The following is a 22,346-nucleotide window of genomic DNA, read 5'->3' as shown; positions in this document are numbered from 1 at the left end:
TCCAGGCCTAAAATATCAGGCCCGTTCCCCCTTACGTGCCATGAGCTCGGTAAAAGCTTCCACGACTGCGGGATCGAACTGGGAACCCGCTTCGTTCCGCAGCTCCGCCAGCGCCTGGCGGAAGCCCTGCGGTCGGCGGTAACCCTTCCCGCTGGTCATGACCTCGTAGGCCTCGATGAGGCCGATGATCCGGCTGCCCATGGGAATGGCGGTCTCCCGCAGGCCGTCCGGATAGCCCCGGCCATCCCAGTGCTCGTGGTGATGGCGGATCATGCGGACCACGTCGAAGGGGAACCGCAGGTCCTTGAGGAAGACCGCCGCCAGCTCCGGATGGCTGCGGACCTTCTTCATCTCCTCGTCGCTCAGCTTCGGCTTGGCGAGCATCTGGGGATCCAGCAGCAGCAGGCCGACATCATGGAGCATGGCGGCGATGCTCACGGCTTCCACTTCCTCCGTGGGCAGGTCGAGCAGGAGCGCCAGGTCCCGTGCCAGGCGCGCAGTGGCCAGGCTGTGGGGCCGGAGGTTGGGCACTCGGATCTCGCTGGACTGCAGGATGCGATGGCTCACGGACAGGAAGGCCTGGTGGTAGCGCTCGTGGAGCCGCGCCTCCTGCAGGTGGAGGGCCAGCACCCGGCTCAGCTGACGGATGGCCTCGATCTCGGCAAGGGAGAAGGACTGGTCCTCCAGGCGGAACACCATCACAAGGTCGTGTCCCTGGGGCGTCTCGTTGAGCAGGAGGGGCATGTAGGTGGCGAAGGCCCCCGTCAGCGGCGGCACTTCCGGCATCTCGGTCCGGGTGATGAGGCGCAGGTCCGGCTCCCTCACCTTGGGGAGGTGGAAGGTGGCGTGGGCCAGGATCTGCTGCTGCAGATCCGGCGACAGGGGCAGCGTGCTGAAGGCCAGGATGGGCCGGATCTCCTCGGGGTCCTCGATCCAGAGGGCCACGGCGGTGGCCGGCAGGATCTGGCTGATGAGGCCGGCGATCTCCCAGAAGAAGGCCCGCTGCTCGGGGCGCACCATGCCCTTCTGTCGATCCGGATTGGCGGGGGCGGGGGCCACCCAGCCGCTGAGGGAGCGGTCCGGCTCCCAGGGAAGCGAGCCGTAGCCTTCCCTGCCACCGGGGAATCCGTAGAGGCGCTCCCTGCTCGAGGGGCCGGCGGAGTGGACTCCCGGCCCCGGGGCGCGCGGGTGCTCGGTGGGTCGGGCCGGCGCCAGGAGCGGTTCCGGCGCGGGCGCGAGTTCCTCGAGGAGATCGGCCGCGGTGGGCAGGCCTTCCGGCACCACGCCCGGGCCGATGGAGGGCGCGGGGCTGACCGTGCGGGCCCCGCCGAAGAAGTGGAATTCCTTCAGGGCCCCCACCAGGTCCCCACAGATGGCCAGGGTGGGCGGCTCGTCCCGCTCCACCTCGAAGGTCCCTCCCTTGATGCGGTCCCGCTGGATCAGGAGGCCCACCCAGTCGCCCTGGAGGTACACCGGCGTGATGAGGTAGCGGGGCCACTCCCCGCCCTGGCCGAAGGCGGACAGCTCCGGCGATTCCGACGTGTCGTTCACCACGTAGGTCCGGCGCGCCCGCTGGGTCCTCACCAGGAGCGGGTGGCCCTCCGGGATGGATACGGGCGGGCGGGTGCCCCGGGGCCATCCGTAGAAGCTCACCACCTCGAAGGCGCCCTGCCCGGGCACGCGGAGGTAGAGGGCGCCCTTGGTGCTGCCCACCTCCTCCATGCAGCGATAGAGCACCTGGGAGCAGCGATTCGCCAGTGCTTCACCAAGGATGAGAGGGGACACCGGCATGGGACGCATCCAGACCCAAAGATGGCCCATCATGGCAGACCCCCGCCCTGAACATCTAGATGCACGGCTAATTGTTGAAACGTTTTTTTACGGCTCCGGAGCCATCTGGAGCGAAGCCACCGCCAGGTCCCGGGCGGCCCAGCGGGTCAGCCCCGCCAGCTGCCGGCCATGGCCGCACTCGGCGAGGGGCGCGCCCAGCGCCTGCAGCCGGGCCACCACCGCCAGCCAGTCCACGGGCAGGCCCACGGAGGCGATGCCCTCGTCCCAGGCCGCCGCGCCCCTGCCCAGGATCCGCCCATCGAAGTGGGAGATCAGGGGGAACGCGGGCTCCGCCGGCACCACCGTCGCGAGCCTCCGGGTGATGGCAGGCAGCAGGGCCGCCATGTGGGGACCGTGCAGGGGATGGCGCACGGGCAGCAGCCCCGCCTTCAGGGCGGAGGGGCCCAGCGCCGCCACCAGCGCCTCCAGCGCGGGCACGGGCCCCGAGACCGTGAACTGGGCCTGGCCGTTGCGGTTCGATAGCACCAGCTCCGGCTGGTCCGTCAGGGCGCGCCGCACCTCCAGCTCCGTCACGCCGATGAGGAAGGCCATGCCCATGGCCCCCGGGCCGAAGGCGGCCTCGCTGAGATCCTCCACCGCGGAGATGAGGTCGAGGGCCGCTTCGAGCGGCACCACGCCCGCCGCCACGAGGGCGGAGTAGAACCCCATGCTGTGGCCCGTGGCGGCGACGGGAAGGGGCATGCCCGCCGCGCGCCAGGCCCGGTAGACGCCCACGGAATGGGCCAGCACGGCGCAAGGCGCCAACCGCTGGGACCGCAGCAGGTCCAGGGGCCCCTCCGCCATGGCCTGCCGCAGAGGCCTGCCCGTGCGGGACTCGGCGGCCGCCAGGGTCCCCATCCAGGCCTGGTGGACCTCCCATCCCTGGGACATGCCCACGGCCTCGGTGCCCTGGCCGGGAAACAGGAGGATGGAGGCGGGCGCGGGCATGGCTTCGAGGATAGGGTGTCGGATCCCCCGTCATCCAGTAGGCTTGGGGCCATGTCCCCCCTTCCCTCCCCGGCCCCGCTGCCCTGGCAGCAGGTCCCCTGGCACGAGCGCCGCTCCTATTGGGAGCTGGACGAAGGCCGGAGGAAGGAGCTGCGCGAAGCCCTGGAGGCCGAGGCTGCGGACCTGGCCCGCCACGCCGGCCCGGCCCTCGACGACTACGCAGCCCGGCCCGGCACCTTGAAGGGCCAGCTGGTGAATGGCGACCTGCTCGCCACCCTGCTGCCCACCCTCCGCCAGAACCCCACCCAGGGCTACGAGGCCCTGGAAGATCCCGCCGGCCGGGCCGCTGTGCACCTGAACGCGCTCGGCAAGCGCCTCCGGGACCGGGCCCTGGCCCAGGCTCAGGGCGGGCCGGTGATCATCTTCATGGGCGGCCAGGCCACAGGGAAGACCACCAACGCCCTGGCGCTCGGCTCCGCCTTCGGCGCCGTGTTCGACGCGCCGCACACGGATCCCGATGGCGTGGCCTTCCTCCTGGACCGCATCCGGAGCGCGGGCAGCCACGAGGTCCACCTCGCCTACACCGACCGCGACCCCGGCGGCGCCCTCAAAGCCATGCTGGCCCGCTCCGAGCGCGAAGGGCGCTATGTGCCCCTGGACCGCATGGCCCGTGCCCACGCCTGGGCCCCCTTCACCTTCCTGGGGTTCGCGCCCCGGGCGGGCCGCTCCCTGCGCCTCTACCACGTGCGCGTGGAAGATGAAGGTCCGGACCACATGACCACGGGGCACGAAGCCATCGCCGCCGTGCGGGCCCGCCCCAAGCCCGTCGATTCCGTGGTTGCCTACCAGCTCCAGACCGCTTACCTTTCCCTACTGAGGATCCAAACCCATGACCCCCGAACCTGGTACCCGCGGGACGTACTCGCAGGACTCAACCGAACCCTCGACCCCTGGCGCCGAAGCGAAGCCGACCATCTCCTTCGCCGATTTATCGAAGCTGTGGCGGAGCGAGGTGCCCAAGCTGATCCAGGCCCACGAGGAGGACCGGCTGGAAGTGAGGCGGAGCCTGGGGCTGGCGTAGGCTGAATTCGCTGCACGAATCCAGTCGGGAAGGAATATTTCTTGAATTCGCAAAGCGAATTCCCTGCCGAATGTGCGCAGCAGATTCAGCGCTCGTGGTACCCCATCACCACCAACAGACACGGCCCGCCTGCGATGACGCTCATGCCCAGGGATTCTGCCGCGCGGACGGCCGCGTCGCTCTCGGCGCCGGGCTGCATCCAGATGTGCGTCACGCCCGCCGCGGCGGCCTCGCGCACCACCTGTTCCGTGGCCGCGGGCGGCGTGATGACGGAGATGGCCGGCACCTTCACCGGCAGCGCCGCCAGTGAGGGGTAGGCCTTCAGCCCCTCCACCTCAGGGGCCTTGGGGTTGATGGGGTAGACCTCATGCCCGTGCTGCTGGTAGCAGCGCAGCACCTTGTTGCCGTACTTCGAGCGGTCCGTGCTGGCGCCCACCACCGCGAAGGGCCCGGAAGCGAGGAACGACTGGATGCGATCTTGGACGGCCATGGGCACCTCCTGGAAAAAAAGACTCTAACCCCGAATGACGCGAATGGACGCGAAGATGGCAAGGCGAGCCAATCCTTATTCGCGCTCATTCGCGCCATTCGCGGTTCCGCTCTTTATGCCAGCGTCTGGATGGCGCGCACCTTCATCTCGCCGCGCAGGGTCTCGACGGCTTCGCAGGCGGCCAGCGCCGCGCTGAGGTTGGTGAGGCAGGGGATCTTCAGGCGCAGGGCCTCGCGGCGGATGGCGCTCTCGTCGAAGAAGGCGTCGCGGCCCAGGGGCGTGTTGATCACCCACTGCACCTCGCCGTTCTTCAGCAGGTCCACGGCGTTGGGCCGGCCCTCGTTCACCTTGAAGATCTTCCGCACCTTGAGGCCCACGGATTCGAGCGTGCGGGCCGTGCCCTCCGTGGCGCAGAGGCCGAAGCCCAGGGCCACCAGCTTGTGGGCCAGTTCCGGCAGGCGCGCCTTGTCCCGGTCGTTGACCGTGAGGAACACCGTGCCCGACAGGGGCAGCGGGATGCCCGCCGCCAGCAGGGCCTTGGCATAGGCCTCGCCGAATCCCTCGCCGATGCCCATGACCTCGCCGGTGCTCTTCATCTCGGGGCCGAGGACCGGATCCACGCCCGGGAACTTGGCGAAGGGGAAGACCACGCCCTTGACCGACACGGCGCGGGGCACGCCATCGGTGATGCCCTGCTGCTTCAGGCTCTGGCCCAGGCCGATGCGGGCGGCGACGCCGGCCCAGTCGACGCCCGTGGCCTTGCTCACGAAGGGCACGGTGCGGCTGGCGCGGGGGTTGGCCTCCAGGCAGTAGGCGACGCCGTCCTTCACGGCGAACTGCAGGTTCATGAGGCCCTTCACGCCCAGGTCCAGGGCGAGCTTGCGCGCGTAGCCCTTCACGGTCTCCAGGATGTCCTCGGGCACACCCAGGGCGGGGATCACGGCATAGCTGTCGCCGCTGTGGATGCCGGCCTCCTCGATGTGGGCCAGCAGGCCCGCGATGGCCACGTCCTCGCCGTCGCAGACCACGTCGATGTCCAGCTCCTGCGCGCCGTCCAGGAAGCGGTCCAGCAGCACGGGCTGGTCGTTGCTCACCGCCACGGCCTCCCGCATGTACTTCTCCAGGCCCTTGTCGTCGAAGACCACGGCCATGGCCCGGCCGCCCAGCACGAAGCTGGGGCGCACCATCACCGGATAGTTGAGCCGCTGGGCGATGTCCTTGGCCTGCTCGAAGCTGGTGGCCATGCCCCAGGCGGGCGCGGGGATGTCCAGGCGCTTGAGGGCGCGCCCGAAGCGCTCGCGGTCCTCGGCGTCGAGGATGGTGTCGAGGGGCGTGCCCAGGAGCTTCACGCCGGCGGCGTCCAGGGGCGAGGCCAGCTTCAGGGGCGTCTGCCCGCCGAACTGGGCGAAGACGCCCAGGAGCTTGCCGCCCGCAGCCTCGCGATCCACCACAGCCTTCACGTGCTCGAAGGTGAGGGGCTCGAAGTAGAGCCGGTCGCTGGTGTCGAAGTCGGTGCTGACGGTCTCGGGGTTGCAGTTGACGAGGATGGCCTCGACGCCGCTGGCGCGGATGGCCTCCACGGCCTGGACGCAGCAGCAGTCGAACTCCACGCCCTGGCCGATGCGGTTGGGGCCGCTGCCCAGCACGATGGCCTTGGGACGATCCGTCGGTTCCGCCTCGCTGTGGTCTTCCCAGGTGCCGTAGAGGTAGGGCGTCTCGGCCTTGAACTCGCCCGAGCAGGTGTCCACCCGCTTGTAGGCGGGGCGCAGGCCCAGGGTCTCCCGCCGCACGGCGACTTCGGCTTCCGTTCCCGAGCAGAACACGGCGATCTGGTCATCGGCGAACCCGGCGCGCTTGGCCTTCTCCAGCAGTTCCACGGGCAGCCGGTCGACGGGGAAGCTGCGCAGGCGGCCCTCCAGCACCACGATCTCCTCGATCTCGCGCAGGAACCAGGGCGTGATCTTCGTGAGGCGGTGCAGCTCCTCGACGCTGTGGCCGGCCTTCAGCGCGTGGTAGACCCAGAAGATGCGCTGGGGCCCGGGGATGAGCAGGTGCTCCTTGAGGCGGCCCAGGTCCAGCTTGCCCTCCAGGGCTCCGGAAATGCCCTTGTGGCCCTCCTCCAGGGAGCGGATGGCCTTCTGCAGGGCCTCCTGGAAGCTGCGGCCCAGGCTCATGACCTCGCCCACGCTCTTCATCTGCGTGCCCAGAACCTTCTCGGCCTGGGGGAACTTCTCGAAGGTGAAGCGGGGGATCTTCACCACCACGTAGTCCAGCACCGGCTCGAAGGCGGCCTTGGTCATGCGGGTGATGGCGTTGGGCAGTTCCCAAAGTCGATATCCGAGCGCCAGCTTGGTGGCCACCCAGGCGATGGGGAAGCCCGTGGCCTTGGAGGCCAGCGCGGAGCTGCGGCTCACGCGCGGGTTCATCTCGATGACGATGATGCGGCTGGTCTCGGGATCCAGCGCGAACTGGATGTTCGATCCTCCCGTCTCCACGCCCACGGCGCGGATGACGGCGAGGGCCGCGTCGCGCATGCGCTGGTACTCGGGATCCGTGAGCGTGAGGGCCGGGGCCACCGTGATGCTGTCGCCCGTGTGGACGCCCATGGGATCGAGATTCTCGATGGAGCAGATGACCTCGACGTTGTCGTCCAGGTCGCGCACCACCTCCAGCTCGAACTCCTTCCAGCCCAGGATGCTCTCCTCGATGAGCACCTGCTTGGTGGGGCTCAGGTCCAGGCCCCGGGCCACGATGGTCTCGAACTCGTCCACGTTGTAGGCGATGCCGCCGCCGCTGCCGCCCAGGGTGAAGCTGGGGCGGATGATGGCGGGGAAGCCCGTGAGCTTGAGCAGGTCGCGGGCCTCGGCCATGTTGTGCGCGAAGCCGCCCCGGCAGGTCTCCAGGCCCAGGTCGTCCATGAGGGCCTTGAAGAGTTGGCGGTCCTCGCCGCGGTTGATGGCCTCGGGCTGGGCACCGATGAGCATGACGCCCGTGCGCTCCAGCAGGCCGCTCTCGAAGGCCTCCATGGCAAGATTGAGGGCCGTCTGGCCACCCACCGTGGGCAGGATGGCATCGGGCTTCTCGGCCTCGATCACCTTCTCCAGCACGCTCAGGGTGAGCGGCTCGATGTAGGTGGCGTCCGCCCGGCCAGGGTCCGTCATGATCGAGGCCGGATTGGAGTTGAGCAGGATGGTGCGGATGCCCTCCTCCCGCAGCGCCTTCAGCGCCTGGGTCCCCGAGTAGTCGAACTCGCAGGCCTGGCCGATCTGGATGGGCCCCGAGCCCAGCACCAGCACACTTTTCAGATCCGTTCGCTTCGGCATCGCCAATCCTCTTTGTTTAACCGCAGAGAACGCAGAGATCGCAGAGGAAAAGCAAAGAGATTTTGTCTTTCTCTGCGCCCTTTGCGGCCTCTGCGGTGAATCATCTTTGATTGCTTTCCAACAGGTGGACAAAACGCTGGAAGGCCGGGTGCGCATCGTGGGGGCCCGGTGAGGCCTCGGGATGGTGCTGGAGGCTGAAGATCGGGAGTTTCGTGTGCCGCAGGCCCTCGACGGTGCCGTCGCTCAGGTGCTTGTGCGTGACTTCGATTTCCCTGGGGAGACTCGCCTCGTCCACGGCGAAGCCGTGGTTCTGGGCCGTGATCTCGATGCGGCCCGTGGTCAGGTCGTGCACGGGCTGGTTGGCGCCGCGGTGGCCGAACTTGAGCTTGAAGGTGCGGCCGCCGAAGGCCTGGCCCAGCAGCTGGTGGCCCAGGCAGATGCCGAAGATGGGCAGCTTCCCGATGCAGGCCTCCACTTCCTTCTGCATGCCGGGCAGCGCGGCGGGGTCGCCGGGGCCGTTGCTGAGGAAGAGGCCGTGGAAGCGCTTGTCCGCCAGCTCCGTGGCCGGGGCGTCCCAGGGGAACACTTCGAGGTGGAGTCCCACGGCCACCAGCTGGTTCAGGATGCTCAGCTTGATGCCGCCGTCCAGCACCGCCACTCGGAAGCCGCCGCCGGGGTTCAGGTCGTAGCGCTCCTGGCAGCTCACCTCCGCGCAGAGCGCCTGGCCGGTCATGTCCGGCAGGGCCTTGGCCTTGGCCACGCCCGCCTCGAGGCTGCCGTCCAGCTCGGTCCAGATGAGGGAGGGCTGGGAGCCCTGGTCCCGCAGATGCTGGGTGAGGGCACGGGTGTCGAGGTCGGTCATCACGGGGATGTGGTGGCGCTTCAGCCAGCCCGCCAGGTCGCCCTCGGAGCGCGTGTGATCCGGCGAGAAGGTCAGGCGCCGGCAGAGCAGACCCGTGGCCCAGGGCCGCGTGCCCTCGTTCAGATCGGCGTGGATGCCGTAGATGCCCTGCTCGGGGAAGGTCATGCAGACCATCTGCCCGGCGAAGCTGGGATCCGTGAGGATCTCCTGGTAGCCCGCCATGGCCGTGGTGAACACGGCCTCACCGCCCCCGCCGAAGCCCAACGGCGCCCGCCCCCGGAAGATGGTCCCGTCCTTCAGGATCAGGTGCGCTCGCATGTGCGTCCCCCGCTCGGCGGCTCTGCAAAAACCCCGCGGGGGCCGGGCCGCCGCGGGGTCGTGAGAATGACATCGGTCCGAAGGACCAAAGTGAGTGTAACGACCTGGGATACCGAGGATCAGCCTTTTTGTTCAAGGGGTTTTCGGCCATACTGCTCCTTTGTTCCCGATGTACAGCGCGCTGTTCGGCCACACTGAAGGCATGTGGTCAGGTGACGACATCTACTTCATGAAGCTCGCCCTCGAGGAGGCCGAAAAGGCCGACCGCCTGGACGAGGTGCCCGTGGGAGCCGTGGTGGTGTCCGAGGGCGCCCTGCTGGGCCGGGGGCACAACCACCCCGTGAAGCTGAACGATCCCACGGCCCACGCTGAGATCCTGGCCCTCCGCAGCGCCGGGGCCTGGGCGAAGAACTACCGGCTCACGGGCGCCACGCTCTACGTGACGCTGGAGCCCTGCCTCATGTGCTTCGGCGCCCTCGTCCACGCCCGCGTGGGCCGCGTGGTGTTCGGCGCCTCGGATCCCAAGGTGGGCGTCAGCCGCTGGCTGGGCGCCCTGGAAGACGCGAACCTGAACCACCGCATCGCCTTCGAGGGCGGCCTCCTGGAGCCCGAGTGCCGGGAGCAGCTCCAGGCCTTCTTCCGTCGGCGGCGGGGTTAGCGCGGGATCGCTGCCACTTGGAAGGGGCCGGGCCTCGCCTCCAGCGGATCCTCCTCGCCCGGAGGGAGGAAGGCGGCGGTCAGCGCCCGGAGGAGGCTGGGTCGCGCCACGCCCTCCCCTTCGGACCAGAGGAAGGCCACCAGGGGTGAGGACGGAGGTAAAGGCGGGGACTGCACTGAGGCCGGTTCCGCGGCGGCGACCCGCTTCGACCGAGGCAGCACTTCCAGACGGGCGGGTCCCCGGCTCCGTCCCGTCTTGCTGAAGGCCTGGACCTCGCGGAACCCGGGTCTGGCGGTGGGTGAGACGAAGACCCGGGCGATGGCCCAGCCGGGCTCCGGGAAGCGGAGGGGCGCCACCAGGGCGACGTCCTTCCCGAAGGAGAGGGCCATGCCCGGAGCCAGGCGGCGGCCCCGGATGCGGAGCTCGGTCTCCTCGCCGGGGCGCGCGGCGGAGGGGATCACGTCGTCGACCTGGGGGGCCTCCTCGCCGCCCAGCCTCACGAAGTACCGAATCTGCGGCGACTCGAAGGGCATGACCGGCGAGAGGATCCGCAGGGTGACGCGGTGTTCGCCGTAGTCCGTGGTGGGAAGCGGGATGGCGCTGCGGGAATCGAGGGTGACCGCGCCCGCGAAGGCCAGGGGGGCCATGAAGGTGCTCAGGGGAATCCCGTCCACCACCCACTGGGCCTGGAGCTGCCCCGTGCCCTCGAACTTCAGGTCCGCATAGGCGGTCAGGGGGCTGAAGCCCTGCTCCACCGTGGTGTCCACGCGGCCATCCTCCCAGCGGAGGCGCAGCATGGAGATGCTGAAGGGCGCGGCGGGACCGAGCCGGTCTGCGACGCGGAGGGGCAGCTGGGCGGTCTGGATGACCTGGCCCACCACCACCGGGAAGACCGCCTGCACGAGGAAGGTTCCGGACCGGGCGTACACATGGGACACCGTGGTCCCGCCGCTGAGGGTGCTGCCATCCCCGAAGTCCCAGGCCACCGGTCCCACCGGCTGGGCCGACAGGAGGAAGGTGGTGGGGATCCCCGTGAGGGGAAGGCCCGGGGTGGCCGAGATGGTCCCCTGGGCCCGGAGGGCCAGGGAGCCGAGGAGCGCGAGCGTGATGAGGAGGGTTCGCATGGGCAGCTCCTCAGTACGAGACGTTCAGGAGGATCGACACCTGGGTGTCGTTGGCCATGGGGGCCGTGGTGGTGCCGGTGGCCGGAACGCCGGTGGCCGCGGTGCTCCGGGCCAGGGCCGCCAGGTCCGGCGCGTGGGTGTAGCGGCCCTTGAGGCCCAGGCTGGCCCGGCCGCGGCCCTTGAGGAAGGTATCCAGGAAGAGGCGCAGGGTGCCCTCCGCCACGGAGTTCTCCACCACATCGCCGGTGACCAGGATGGTGCGGGAGACGCCTCCGTTCAGGAGGAAGCCCAGGAGCCCGGGGATGAGGGCGACATCGGCGTTGAGGAAGGCGTTCTCCATGGTGGTCTTCTGGTCGCCGGGATCGCTGAGGGTGCGGGACCAGCTCAGGTTCGGGGAGACCCGCACTCGCGCGCCCAGGCCCAGGCTTCCGCCCAGGGAGAACGTGGTGCTGGTGCCCCGGGTATCGCTGGCGCCCTCGGAGCGCAGTCGGTCGAACTGGGCGTTGAAGGCCAGGCTCGACGCGGGTGGCAGCATCAGGTCGAAGCCCGTGGTGAAGCCGGAGCGGTTGCTGTTGCTGAAGGGGATGAGGGGATTGGAGACCAGTTCCGCCTCCTGGCGGGCGTGTCGTACGCCCACGCGCCAGAACAGGGCCTGCGTCAGGCCCACCCGCGCGTCCAGGCTCTGGGACTGGTTCCAGGCCTGGTCCAGGCCCGGCTGTCCGGTGGGATTGGTGCGCTCGTCCACGGCGGTGGCGCTCAGGCTCCAGGTCGAGCGGTTGAAGCCCACGCTGCCGTTCAGCGTGCGGCGATCCCCCACGAAGAAGGCCACGCCCACGGTGCCGAAGTCCCGCCCCACGTCTCGGTAGCCCAGCTGGGCGCTGAAGGGACCGTCCATCCACATGCCCCCCAGGCGCCAGGCCTGGTCGGTGAGGTGGGTTCCCTGGTTCACCAGGTCCTTCGTGAAGAGGCTGCGGGCGTACTCTCCCGACAGGGCCAATCGGCTGTCAAAGAACCGGCCGTCGAGGAGGAAGGAACCTGTGGACCCATCCCGCACCATGGGCGCGTACAGCGACAGCATGTTCACGGCCGTCGCCGGGTCATCCTTTCCCGACAGGAAGACGACCTTGGCCCGAAGGTTCCCGGCGAGCCAGCCGTAGCCGAGGGATCCGCCATAGACCTCGCTGCCCTTCTCGGGCCAGGCCAGGCCGTCCGTGCCGGAATGAGCCTGGGTGTTCAGAGCGAAGAGATGGGCTCCCAGCAGCTGCCCCGTGTAGGCGTAGTCGAGCCCCCGGCGCCCCGCTCCGGCCAGCGTGAACTCGGATTCCTGGACCACCATGTCACCCAGCTGGAGCTTGTGGTTCCCCGTGGCGTAGGCCGCCTGGAGGTCGCCGAGGCTCCAGCGCGTCTGGGTGCCGAGGGGCTGATTCGTGTAGACGACCCGGGCGTTCAGCAGCACCTGGTGGCCGTCCTCCTCCTTTTGGTAGGCGAACCGGATCTGGCCCGAGGCGAGGTTCCGCTGCTCGCCGGGCACCGGCTCCTGGTGGTGGGCCACGCGCTCGAAGGCGCCGTCGAAGTAGATGGGGCCGTGGGCCGGAGGCTGCCCCCCGAGAGCTCCGCCGGGAGGCGGAACGGCGGCGGCTCCAGTCTGAGTCAGGGCCGGTGTCTGACCCTGGGCCGGGGCCCTCCCGCCGGCCGGGGCGGAGGGCGTGCCGGGCATCTGCAGGCTGGCGAAGGAGGCCGGAGCCTCCTGGGGCAGGTACTTGATGCCGGAAGGCGTGCGCAGGGCCGCGTAGTACTCCAGCTTCGCCCCGGCGGGGATGGCCGCCTCCAGCTGGCCCGCGTACGAGGTCCCGTCCGGGCCAGCGTCCAGGTTGAAGCTGGAGAACTCCTCTTCGCCCGCCACGCGGTAGAAGACCACTACCCATTCGGTCCCCACAGGCGCCGTGGCGGTGCCCTGGACGGGCCCGCCCGGCGTCGCGGGCAGCTTCAGCTCGAAGGCCTCTCCGGCCGCCAGCGCCACAGAGGCGGCGGCGGCCAGGACGAGGGTCCGCAGAGACCGTTCGATCACACATGCCTCCCTGGCAAGAGGGGAACTCGAGGGTCTACTGCTCCCGCACCGCGGGGCCGTGGGGTCCGCCCTGGTGGCCGCGGATGACCGGATCGTTGTCGAGCATGGCCTCGACCTTCCGCAGCAGCGCGGGATCCTTGGCGAAGCGGGTGCGGGCCTCGTTCAGCATGGCCTGCTTCTCGGCCTCCGCCGCCGGTCCGGACTTGCCGGCGAAGCGGCGGGAGATCTCGGCATCCACCCGTGGTTTCGCCGCGGGATCCACCTTGGGCGCCGTGGCCTGGATGCGCTTGAACTCCTGCCAGGGACCCTTGAGCTTGGCGCCCATCTGGGTGCCGGCGGTGCGGGCGGTGAGCCGAGAAGCCGCGGTCCGGTTGAAGGGTGCCAGGGCCATGGTCCGGTGCTGGCTCAGGTTCAGCGCCTGGATCCCGGGGGCGGGCGCAGCCCCGGCCACATGGGTGACGAAGGCGCGGACATCCAGCCGCTGGCGGGGGACCAGGCTGTTGAGGGCGTCGCAGGAGGCCTTGGTCCTCGAGTGCTGGACCTTCTGCATGGCGTCGGCGATCTTCTTCGCCACCGAGGCCCGGTCGAGGGCGTCCTGGATGGGCCGCTGGGCCTGATCGAGGGTGCCCTTGGCCTGCTGCATCACGGCGTCATGCACCTGGGTCATGGTGGTGATGGCCTGGCTCGTGATCTGGGTGATGGCGTCATCCACGATCTTGCTGGGATCGAAGAGGTGCTCCGGATGGTTGACCAGGTCCGTGAGCATGTTGCCAAGCGTTTGGAGCGGGGCCAGCAGGGCGGTCTGGGCGATGTTTGCGGCCGAGGAGGCCGCGGAGGCCGCCTGCTGCTCGGCTTGGGTGGCGAACTGGCGGACCTGGTTGATGGGCTGCGTCACGTCGGGGCGGAGGGCGTCGATGGCGTCCTTGGCCCTCCGAAGGGCGTCCGTCACTTCCTGGGGGTCGGCCGGAATCTGATCCATCCGGACTCCCGTGCCCGCGCCGACCGCGCCCACCGCCGCCGGTTTCGCGAGGGCGGCGGTCGCACCCGCGCGGACACCCGGGGGTTGCACGCCGGCCGTGGCCATCCGCGTTCCGGCGGTACCGGCGGCCGCGGTGACCCCGGGCGCCACGTGGGGAACCATCACTTGCGGACGGCTGGCCTCGTTCAGGACGGACTGGGCCAGCTGGGCGGCGGCGTTAAAGTCCCCTTCTGCCTGACCCGCCAGGTTGCGCAGGTCGTTGGCAGCGCCGTTCAGTTCCGACTTGGCCAGGTTCACCACGTCGGCCGCCTGCTGCCCCAGGGTCGACGCCAGGCGCCCGACGTTCTGGATGAGGGTGTTGATGCTGTTGATCAGGCTTTCCACCGCGCAGGTGAGCCCACCGGAGGCCACGGCGCCCACGCAGCTCCAGAAGTCGTCGCAGCAGGCCTGGAGCGGGGTGGCGAGTGGGAACACGCTCACCAGCGCCACGGTGGCGATGGAATAGGTTCGCAATCTCACGAAATCCTCCCTCGGCAGGGTCCGGAAGGGGTTCGAATGAATCGGCGAAGCCGATCCAGAACCCTCCGGACGGGTGATAAACCTTGCACGTTGATGTCAGGCAATGCCTGCCGATGGTCGTGCGATGGCGTCCACGAGTCAAGGGTCTGGATGGTATTTTTCGGCCAGGCAAATCATAGATAACCAAAGAGTTACCTTTTATCACCCCTCGTTATCTGTTGATACCCGTGCCCCTGGCTTCGAGCATGCGCACGGCGAAGGTGGCCAGCCAGTGTTCCCCCTCGTAGCTGCCAGAGGCCAGGTGCGGCAGCGAGGCCCGGGCGTGACGGTTGGCGGTCCGGATCAGGGCGGTCCTCCTGGGGTCCCTGGGCCCGAAGGTCCGGGCCAGGTCGTACAGAGCCCGCGCCCGGCTCAGGTTCAGGCCGTCCAGGTGGACGATCTTGGGATCCGTCCGGTCTGAGACCACCGCAGGCGCCAGCAATCCGGGCAGACCCGGCAGGAACGCGTCCAGCCAGGGGCCGAAGCGATTCCGGGGCAGCACGCGCGCCATCAGCGCCGCTTCCTCCAGGCAGGGCGACAGGAAATCCTCCCCGCCCGGCTCCCAGGCCAGGGGGCCGCGGCGGTCCCTGCCGAACCAGGCCTGCGCCCGCTCGAGGATGGCCGCCTCCAGCCGCGGGTCCGGCGCGGCCTTCGCATAATCCAGCGCCAGGTCCAGGCCGAAGGCGGAGTTGGGGTGGACACCGGTGCGGATGGGGTAGGTCTGCTTGGGCAGGAAGTCCCGGTAGGCGACGGCGATCCGATCCGCCAGGGGCTGCAGGGCCGCGGACCAGCGGCGGGCATCGGGGGTGTGCCAGGTCTTCAGCTCCGCCGCCAGCTTGAGCAGCCACGCCCAACCGTAGGTGCGCTCGAAACTCCGCCGGTTGGGCTGGTCCAGGTAGGCCACCTCGACCGCGATGCGCTCCGGCGCCAGGTTCTCGTCCAGCACTGCGCGGATCTCCGCCGCCTTCGCCATGTCCGGGTGGGTGCGCAGCAGGCGGACCAGCATCCAGTGCCCGTGAACCGACGAGTGCCAGTCGAAGCACCCGTAGAAGGCCGGATGCAGGGCCTTCGGCGACTGCACCTCCCCCGCCCCGTTCATCACGTGATCCAGCTTGTTCGGGTACTCTTGCCGCGCGCACTTGAGCGCCAATGCCGCGAAGCGATCCGCCGCCGCGTCCGTCAGCGAAAGGTCCGCCTCCTGCGCGGACAGCGAGGCCGCCACAGCCAGTCCCAGCATCCACGCCCCAGCCCCCATGCCAGCCTCCCGGATGCTGGATTCTATCGGATGGCGGCGGACCGAGGGCGCTCGCGATCCTCAGCGCCGGGGCGCCTTCGCCACGCAGAAGCGGCAGACAGCGCCCCCCTTGGCGATGCAGGTCTCCAGGTGGACGCGCATCCCGGAGGCCTGCTCAATGAGGCTCACGTCGAATTGGCAGAGCTCCGGATGCACCTTGGCCACGGAGTGGTAGACGCAGTTGACCGCCTCGATGGCAGCCTCTCCTGCGCGCTCCCCCGGTTTCAGGACGGCCCGGTAGCCCAGCTCGTTCATGAGCGCCGTGACCTTCCTCAGCCGCTGGGCCGGGGGATCGGCGGGGTTCACCTGGCTCTCCAGCGAGGCCGCCACGGCCGCGGCGAGGTTCTTCATGAATGCCCGGGACCCGCCCGGGCCCAGGTCCTGGGCGAGCTGGGCCAGGATGGCGTTCGCCAGCCAGGAGTACTTCTTGGGGAAGACATCGATCCCCTCGTCCGAGATCAGGTACCGCCGCCGGGGCCGGCCCACGGCCCCCCTGGCGTCCTCATAGGTGAGGCAGCCGAGATCCAGCAGCCTGAGGACATGCTGCTGCACTGCCGTCCGCGTGAGGCCGAGGTGCGCCCCCAGCTCGTCCAGCGAGGCCCCCTCGTGGTGGCCCAGCAGGAACTCCAGGATCTTCCGCTGGTTGTCGTGCAGGTGCTTCATGGCTGACTCCGCGGGCGCGTCTGCTGGCGAGAGTTTAAACAATTTAAACATTCTTGTTTGTTTTTATCTGATCCCTAGATTCAGGTGGTGAACCACTGGAGCCCCGTCCGGGCAAGGAGTCCGCCATGAAACTGCCCCTGAGATACGCCCTGGCCCTCCCGGTCGCGGCCCTGCTCGCCGCCGCTGGCTGCTATGCCAGCCATCGCGCAGGGGCCGTCCCGGGTGAGCCGCCCCTGGACCCGGCCCTGGTCGCCCAGGGCAAGGACATCTTCCGGAACGACACCTTCGGGGATGAGGCCCTCTGGACGGACACCCTGGGCATGCACCAGGTCATCGCCTCCGCCGTGGACCCGGCCACCGCCCTGTCCGTGGGCCTGAAGGTGGACGCCGAGGCGCTGCCCCCGGCGGTGGTGCAGGGGATCCAGAGCGGGGCCATCAGCCTGACGGACCCGGCCACCACCGTGGCCCTGCTGAAGCTCAACGCCGTCGTGGGGGTGAAGGGCACCGTGGAGAGCGTCAACGGGAAGGACACCCTCACACGGGTCGGCATCACCTGCGCGCTGTGCCACTCCACCGTGGACGATTCCTTCTCGCCGGGCATCGGCAGGCGCCTGGACGGCTGGGCCAACCGCGACTTGAACCCGGGCGCCATCATCGCCCTCTCCCCCGCGGTGCCCGCAGGCGCCAAGGCCGTCTACGCCTCCTGGGGCAAGGGGAGGTACGACCCCCGCTTCAACCTGGACGGCCAGAACGGGCCCCAGGTGATCCCGCCGGCCTACGGGCTGCTGGGCGTGCACAGCGTCACCGCCACCGGGGACGGCAGCGATCTCGCCTACTGGAACCGCTACGTGGCCGTGACCCAGATGGGTGGCCAGGGCAGCTTCACCGAACCCCGCACCGGCGTGAACGTCACGAACGGGACGACGGACCTGGTGTCCGCCAAGCTGCCGGCCCTCCAGGCCTACCAGCTGAGCCTCGCCGCGCCGCGGCCACCCGCTGGAAGCTTTGATGCGGCGGCCGCCGTCCGGGGAAGGGCCGTCTTCGAGGGCCCGGGGAAGTGCGCCGCCTGCCACGCGGGCCCGACGCTGACCGACGCCAACCTCCGGCTTCACCCGCCCAGCGAGGTGGTCAGCGAGCCCGAGCCGGCGGGCATTCCCAGCTACGCCTCGCGAAGCGCCACCAAGATGTACCGGACCGCGCCGCTGGCCGGGCTGTGGCAGCACGCGCCCTATTTCCACAACGGCACCGCCCCCACGCTCGACGCCGTCGTCGAGACCTACGACACGCGGAAGGGCCTCGGATTGACGAGTGCCCAGAAGGCAGACCTCGTCGAATACCTGAAGAGCCTGTGAGTCTCCCCTCTTGAAGAAAGGAACCAGACCATGAACGACAAGCTGAACACAAGCTGGTGGGCCCTGCGCATCGGCCTCGGCGCCGCGCCCTTCCTGGCCGGACTGGACAAGTACTTCAACCTCCTCGCCAAGTGGGAGCTGTACCTGAATCCCCTGGCGCTGCGCGTGATCCCCGTCTCCCCGGCCGCCTTCATGCGCGCCATTGGGCTGGTGGAGATGGCCGTCGGCCTCGCCATCCTCACCCGCTGGACCCGCCTGGGCGCCTACGTCGCCGGCATCTGGCTCGTGGGCATCGCCCTGAACCTGCTCACCATGGGCGCCTACCTCGACGTGGCCGTCCGCGACCTCCTGCTCGCCCTCGCGGCCTACACGCTGGCCCAGCTCACGGAGGTGCGTGAAGCGACCGCGGGCCACAGGATCCCTGGGTACAACCCCGATCTCGCCTGACCCTTCCGCATCGGGATCACAAACCCCGACGCCACGCACGTGCAGCCGCTCCAGGCATCCCCAGACTGGAATCTCAGCCCCAGTTTGCTAAACTGGGCGATCCGGAGAGATGGCCGAGCGGTTGAAGGCGCCTGACTCGAAATCAGGTTTGGGGGTGACCTCAACGGGGGTTCGAATCCCTCTCTCTCCGCCAGAAACATACCCAAACCCCTGAGAAATCAGGGGTTTATTTATTGACCTAAATTCACCCCATACATGGCCCCATACATTTAGGTGCCGTTGGTGGAGTGGATTAGCCCGACCCTTCACCCCCTCCTGGAGGGGGGTCCCTGGGTGGTACGCTGGGGTCCCCTTCCATGCCCGCCGCAGCGGAGGTGGGGGCATGTTCACGCGCAGGCAGAGGAAGCCGCCAAAGGGCGGGCATCGATCTGAACTGGTCCGACTGATGGACGAGGCCAAGGCCGGCCTCGAGGCTCACGGGACCGTCCGGATGGAGGCGAGACGCTGGGTGGAAGCGGCGAACCTTTACCTCACCTTGCAGCGATGCTGCCGTGCGGTAGGGCCGGAGGAGACGCCGCCGTGGCTGGTGGAACACCTCGTCGCCGAATTCGGCTGGGTTCCCCGCTGGGAGGACGAGGCCCTGGTGCTGGAACTTCCAGGGTGGAAGGCGCCGGCCCCGTGGATCGTGGCAGTTCAGCCGAGCCTCTTCGACTAGGAGACAGGCAGGATTAGTTCGGGGCCAGCCATGCCTGGATGATGCGGTAACTCATTCCCTCGCCGCTCTTCTGGTCGAAGAAGTCGGAGAGGGTTTGCCACTTGATCAAATCTGGGGGGGAGGATGGTGGCTGGAATCCGCCCAGAGGTTAGCGTTCTTTGAAGGGTCCTCGACCCCGCCAAGGAACATATTTAGCTCGGCTACTTAGGCTGTGGCGGCGTGTTCAACAATCGGTAGTAGTACTCGCCGGTTGATTCCAACTTCTCTACAAGGAACCCGGCGTGTTTCCCATTCTCGTCGTAGCTAGCAACCCGGTAAGCGTTAATCACTCCAGTTGAGGTATCCAATACCCAGAGGAAGTTTGTGTATGCGCTGTTGGATGTTCCAGCTGGAGGTTGAATCGCTACATACCGTCCGATTGGAGGTGGGGGTATTGGTGCCGGGAAGGCGGGCAATGGCTGTGGGGTTGGTTGCTTCTTTGCTTGGGGCCATGCGGGTGAAGCGGCAAACGCCATGGCTAGAATTGCAGGGATGATTCTCATTCCACCTCCTCAAGCGCCCGTATGGGTCGGACCCGCTGGTTACAATGTGCCTGTTTAGAACAGATGGAAGACCTGGCCAATTTAGACCTGACGTTCGGCCGCTGGCATGTGCATCATCCTCAAGGATAAACTGGTCCTAACTTCCCTTTTATCGCTAAAAACCCATCATGCTTGTTGTGCCACTGTCTATATTCCGGATTTATCCATTCAATATATTTCAATATTTTATCGTGAATATCAGTAACTGCAGCGGCACGAAATACGGGTTCGTGATGGAAAACGCGATTCCTAAAATTCCTGACTGCCTCGAGATCTTGAAGGACCTCACGCCTCTGTATTGGGGTCACGGCAAATGGAAAGACCACGTTGAGCAGACCCTTATGCCAAAGGGCGTGTTCCAAGTGCCCCGAAAACATTGATGTCCAGAAGGAAAAGGTTAATTCTGCAATTAAACGATTGGGTTCAATCGATTTCGACTGTCTTAATAGGTCATCCTTTGCAGATGAGACCTTGCCTAGTTGCCAAGAGGTCAGCCCAATTTTGGGGTGGTCAAACCAATTCTCTCCCCAAACAGGAGCTATCGAACTGTGGAGGGCATTCCTTAGCGCTACCTCGAGATTCTGAATTGGGACAAACATACGCTCAGATATAATCTGATTCTTACGGTATAGCTTAAAAGCTAGATCTGCGTCATTTGAGCATGCGGCATAGTATCTCTCGAAGCGAGGGAATGAGAGGGTGGTGATTAATTGTCTCTTGCCTTTCATTCCCACCGTCCTATGCTTGATTTGCACGCTTGGAAGGTCCTAGGCCGCAAGGTATGTCCTCCAAGTTATCCGAGTAGTCCTTCGAGAGGCCACCGAAAGGTGGCCTCTCCTGCTTACTGCAGTCATTGAGTCGGCACTCAAACGCGCTGCAGTATCAATTCCGGCCCATCGTTCTGGACATTACCCACCGCCGGACTCACAGGATAGGCGGCCATCAGTTCCGTGGGATATGGCACCAGAAGGGGTTTGACCTCCCGTGTTTGCGCGGCGGGGTCCAACCACAGGGACCAAGCCTCGCGGGGAAGGATGACGGGCATCCGGGGTTTCTTATTGTGGATCTCAGCCAACAACTCGTTCGGCTCCGTGGTGATGATGCAGGCACTGATCATCACTTCACCGTTAGGGCCCGTCCAGTCCTCCATCAGTCCAGCGAATGCGAAGAATCCGCCCTCTTTGGGGTAGATGTAGAAGGGCTGCTTACCCGCTTCTTCCTCCTTCCACTCATAGAAGCCGGAAGCGGGGATGATCACCCGCTTTCTCTTGAAGGCATTGCGGAAGGTTGGAAGCTCTGTCAGGGTCTCGGCCCGAGCGTTGAAGGGTTTTCTAGATTCCTTCGGATCTTCCACCCATGCCGGGATTAGGCCCCAATACGCCACGTCAGCCACCCGTTGGTCCCGTTCTGGCCGGACGATGACAATGTATTGGCCGGGGGCGATGTTGTAACCCCGCTTGATGGTGAACCCTGGGGGCACCATGCCGAAGGCTTCAGCTAGGCTCTTGGCGCTGAAGGTGAAGGTGTAGCGGCCGCACATACCGCAAGGGTAAGCCAACTTGGGTCAGCGTCTAGCAACGTAGACATCTACTTTCACTTCAGGGTGCTCCCCCCTAGCAACAGACTCCAGCCAACCACGGGTCACCGCGATGATCTCAGCGTAGAAGGACTCCCCCACCCAAATGTGCCTTGTGGCGTTCAGGGCCCCCTTCTCGTCAAGGAAGGGGGTTGGGCCACTCTCGAATTGCTGGATCCCGAACCCCTCAAGCCGGACCAATCCAGCCTTGACCCTCAACACCCAGAATTTCTTGTTGGGTGATGGGGTTCCCAGTCGCTTGCCAGGCCTACCTGAGCTCATGCTGTCCCCGCCTCCTCTTAATGCCGGAACAATTTTGCAATTTCTTGGTTCCTTCTCTCCCTAGCCATTTCCTCTCGGAATTCCTGCAATTCGGTCGAGGTTTGGTGGACGGTCAATTCGATGTCCTGAAGATCAGAGGTGGTAACTAGATTGGACTCGATTCGGTGAAGCTTGACCATCGCCCAGATGCACCAAATCGAGAGCAGGACTGATCCCCAATTCGCCTTGAGGAAGATGAGGGCCTTCTTCATCATGCGGCCTCCTTGTGTTTAGGGCTTTGGCGGTGTCCAACGAATTCCAGCGTAAATCCCTGGATCAAGCGGCTAGCAACCGTTAGAGATGTTCGGCCGACATGCGGGCAAGGCGGGAACCGTCGCCGGGTTGGAGGTAGCCTATTCCAGGTTGGCCGGATGGATCGGGCGTTGCCGATCCAGTTCCGCCTGCGCTTCCATCTCCGCCCCGATCTGTTCCCAAGTCTTGTTCTTGAGCAAGGCGGGAACCCGAGAAGTCTTCGAACTCTCGTTTGGGGGCGGTTCAGCGGATACCAGCCGCGATTCTCTCTCGGCCCGTACTCGCTCATCAATTGCTACACCTTCAAGACGGGCGTCCTCATCCAAAGAGATGGTCGGCCAATACATAGGTTCCTGATCCATATAACCCCTTCCAGGCTAGATAGTGGGGCCACCCGTGGCACCCACCCGCGCCACCTCGATGTCAATCACTTCCCTGAAGATTGACTCTTCCACTCTCTCCATCGCCCTCATGAATTCCCAGTGATCCTGGGCTGCAGCAGCCTCTATGAGTTGTCGATGTCGGATATCACCGTCTCTAGCCGAAAGGAGCCGCCATGGGTGCGACACGGCCCAATCAGGATGAGCCTGGAGAAATCGGGCTTCAGTCGGTCCCGGATCGGGTATCGGCTCAAAGGGGCCCCATATCCAATCCGGGATCGTCCGCACATTCGCAGAGCTTCCGGTGTCCCCGCTATTGGTTCCGGCGATCCGCCTCATCTGCTCCCGGATCTTGGCAAGGCGCTCCACCAGGGTGAGGCCCAGCGGGTTTGAGTTGTCTTGCGACTTGCCTTCCGGGTCAGGCATACGCGCTCCAGGCTCATTGTAGGGGGGTCGATTGGACACGCCATGACAAAACAGAATTGGAGGGGGCCAGTTCAAGGGCTCCCCCCAACCTTCAGCCGAG

The 22,346-nt window shown here is 66.9% G+C and carries 20 protein-coding genes and 1 tRNA gene; 6 read left to right on the top strand and 15 right to left on the bottom strand.

Translation table 11 applies throughout. The annotated features are described in order from the left end of the window. Positions 1 to 15 precede the first annotated feature (15 nt). Complete coding sequence (locus ML539_RS02895; protein WP_243320469.1) at positions 16 to 1,791, bottom strand: HD domain-containing phosphohydrolase; 1,776 nt, start codon at positions 1,789 to 1,791, stop codon at positions 16 to 18. Positions 1,792 to 1,878: 87 nt separating this feature from the next. Further along, a complete protein-coding gene (locus ML539_RS02890) occupies positions 1,879 to 2,778 on the bottom strand; it encodes an ACP S-malonyltransferase (RefSeq protein ID WP_243320467.1) in 900 nt (299 codons plus the stop codon). A gap of 51 nt (positions 2,779 to 2,829) precedes the next feature. Here ML539_RS02890 and ML539_RS02885 point away from each other — a divergent pair, with 51 nt between their 5' ends. Next, positions 2,830 to 3,864: a hypothetical protein gene (locus tag ML539_RS02885; RefSeq protein ID WP_243320464.1), complete on the top strand. Its 1,035-nt coding sequence runs from the start codon at positions 2,830 to 2,832 to the stop codon at positions 3,862 to 3,864. Between the two features lie 80 nt (positions 3,865 to 3,944). Here ML539_RS02885 and ML539_RS02880 read toward each other — a convergent pair whose 3' ends face one another. The 3 genes from ML539_RS02880 to carA all read right to left on the bottom strand — a co-directional run bounded on the left by ML539_RS02880 (position 3,945) and on the right by carA (position 8,852). Beyond that, positions 3,945 to 4,349: a CoA-binding protein gene (locus tag ML539_RS02880; RefSeq protein ID WP_243320461.1), complete on the bottom strand. Its 405-nt coding sequence runs from the start codon at positions 4,347 to 4,349 to the stop codon at positions 3,945 to 3,947. A 113-nt stretch (positions 4,350 to 4,462) separates the two neighbouring features. Then, positions 4,463 to 7,672, bottom strand: a complete 3,210-nt coding sequence (carB, locus tag ML539_RS02875; RefSeq protein WP_243320459.1) for a carbamoyl-phosphate synthase large subunit — start codon at positions 7,670 to 7,672, stop codon at positions 4,463 to 4,465. Between the two features lie 100 nt (positions 7,673 to 7,772). After that, positions 7,773 to 8,852, bottom strand: a complete 1,080-nt coding sequence (gene carA, locus ML539_RS02870) for a glutamine-hydrolyzing carbamoyl-phosphate synthase small subunit (protein WP_243320456.1) — start codon at positions 8,850 to 8,852, stop codon at positions 7,773 to 7,775. A gap of 202 nt (positions 8,853 to 9,054) precedes the next feature. Here carA and tadA point away from each other — a divergent pair, with 202 nt between their 5' ends. Continuing rightward, entirely contained in the window at positions 9,055 to 9,510 is a 456-nt protein-coding gene (gene tadA / locus ML539_RS02865) for a tRNA adenosine(34) deaminase TadA (protein ID WP_243320454.1), read from the top strand. Here tadA and ML539_RS02860 read toward each other — a convergent pair. The 5 genes from ML539_RS02860 to ML539_RS02840 form a co-directional block, all read right to left on the bottom strand. Continuing rightward, positions 9,507 to 10,634, bottom strand: coding sequence for a PKD domain-containing protein (locus tag ML539_RS02860; RefSeq protein ID WP_243320452.1), 1,128 nt, complete (start codon positions 10,632 to 10,634; stop codon positions 9,507 to 9,509). The genes tadA and ML539_RS02860 overlap by 4 nt on opposite strands. 10 nt (positions 10,635 to 10,644) lie before the next feature. Then, positions 10,645 to 12,702: a hypothetical protein gene (locus tag ML539_RS02855; protein WP_243320450.1), complete on the bottom strand. Its 2,058-nt coding sequence runs from the start codon at positions 12,700 to 12,702 to the stop codon at positions 10,645 to 10,647. 34 nt (positions 12,703 to 12,736) lie between these two features. Further along, positions 12,737 to 14,200: a hypothetical protein gene (locus ML539_RS02850; RefSeq protein ID WP_243320449.1), complete on the bottom strand. Its 1,464-nt coding sequence runs from the start codon at positions 14,198 to 14,200 to the stop codon at positions 12,737 to 12,739. 211 nt (positions 14,201 to 14,411) lie between these two features. Further along, the gene (locus tag ML539_RS02845) at positions 14,412 to 15,476 is read right to left on the bottom strand and encodes a DUF2891 domain-containing protein (RefSeq protein WP_243320447.1); all 1,065 of its coding nucleotides are present in this window, start codon (positions 15,474 to 15,476) and stop codon (positions 14,412 to 14,414) included. Between the two features lie 78 nt (positions 15,477 to 15,554). Beyond that, complete coding sequence (locus tag ML539_RS02840) at positions 15,555 to 16,196, bottom strand: HTH domain-containing protein (RefSeq protein ID WP_243320445.1); 642 nt, start codon at positions 16,194 to 16,196, stop codon at positions 15,555 to 15,557. 125 nt (positions 16,197 to 16,321) lie between these two features. Here ML539_RS02840 and ML539_RS02835 point away from each other — a divergent pair, with 125 nt between their 5' ends. The 4 genes from ML539_RS02835 (at position 16,322) to ML539_RS02820 (ending at position 18,710) form a co-directional block, all read left to right on the top strand. Then, positions 16,322 to 17,548: a hypothetical protein gene (locus tag ML539_RS02835; protein ID WP_243320443.1), complete on the top strand. Its 1,227-nt coding sequence runs from the start codon at positions 16,322 to 16,324 to the stop codon at positions 17,546 to 17,548. A gap of 30 nt (positions 17,549 to 17,578) precedes the next feature. After that, on the top strand, positions 17,579 to 17,995 hold the full coding sequence (locus tag ML539_RS02830; RefSeq protein WP_243320442.1) for a hypothetical protein: 417 nt from the start codon (positions 17,579 to 17,581) through the stop codon (positions 17,993 to 17,995). A 103-nt stretch (positions 17,996 to 18,098) separates the two neighbouring features. Then, positions 18,099 to 18,188, top strand: a tRNA-Ser gene (locus tag ML539_RS02825). Between the two features lie 189 nt (positions 18,189 to 18,377). Beyond that, on the top strand, positions 18,378 to 18,710 hold the full coding sequence (locus ML539_RS02820; RefSeq protein WP_243320439.1) for a hypothetical protein: 333 nt from the start codon (positions 18,378 to 18,380) through the stop codon (positions 18,708 to 18,710). A 661-nt stretch (positions 18,711 to 19,371) separates the two neighbouring features. On the opposite strand, the gene ML539_RS02815 is transcribed toward ML539_RS02820, so the two are convergent. From ML539_RS02815 to ML539_RS02795, 5 genes are all read right to left on the bottom strand, one after another. Beyond that, positions 19,372 to 20,019, bottom strand: coding sequence for a hypothetical protein (locus tag ML539_RS02815; protein ID WP_243320437.1), 648 nt, complete (start codon positions 20,017 to 20,019; stop codon positions 19,372 to 19,374). Positions 20,020 to 20,156: 137 nt separating this feature from the next. Next, entirely contained in the window at positions 20,157 to 20,831 is a 675-nt protein-coding gene (locus tag ML539_RS02810) for an SOS response-associated peptidase (protein ID WP_243320435.1), read from the bottom strand. 335 nt (positions 20,832 to 21,166) lie between these two features. Next, on the bottom strand, positions 21,167 to 21,403 hold the full coding sequence (locus ML539_RS02805) for a hypothetical protein (protein ID WP_243320433.1): 237 nt from the start codon (positions 21,401 to 21,403) through the stop codon (positions 21,167 to 21,169). Between the two features lie 138 nt (positions 21,404 to 21,541). After that, positions 21,542 to 21,802 (bottom strand): hypothetical protein, encoded by a 261-nt coding sequence (locus ML539_RS02800; RefSeq protein WP_243320430.1) that lies wholly within the window; start codon positions 21,800 to 21,802, stop codon positions 21,542 to 21,544. Positions 21,803 to 21,817: 15 nt separating this feature from the next. Continuing rightward, positions 21,818 to 22,246: a hypothetical protein gene (locus ML539_RS02795; RefSeq protein WP_243320429.1), complete on the bottom strand. Its 429-nt coding sequence runs from the start codon at positions 22,244 to 22,246 to the stop codon at positions 21,818 to 21,820. Positions 22,247 to 22,346 lie beyond the last annotated feature (100 nt).

Source organism: Geothrix sp. SG200 (assembly GCF_022808935.1).
GTDB classification, from domain to species: domain Bacteria; phylum Acidobacteriota; class Holophagae; order Holophagales; family Holophagaceae; genus Geothrix; species Geothrix alkalitolerans.
The sequence above is the reverse complement of the archived record's forward strand: the minus strand, read 5'-3'. Positions and strand labels throughout refer to the sequence as shown.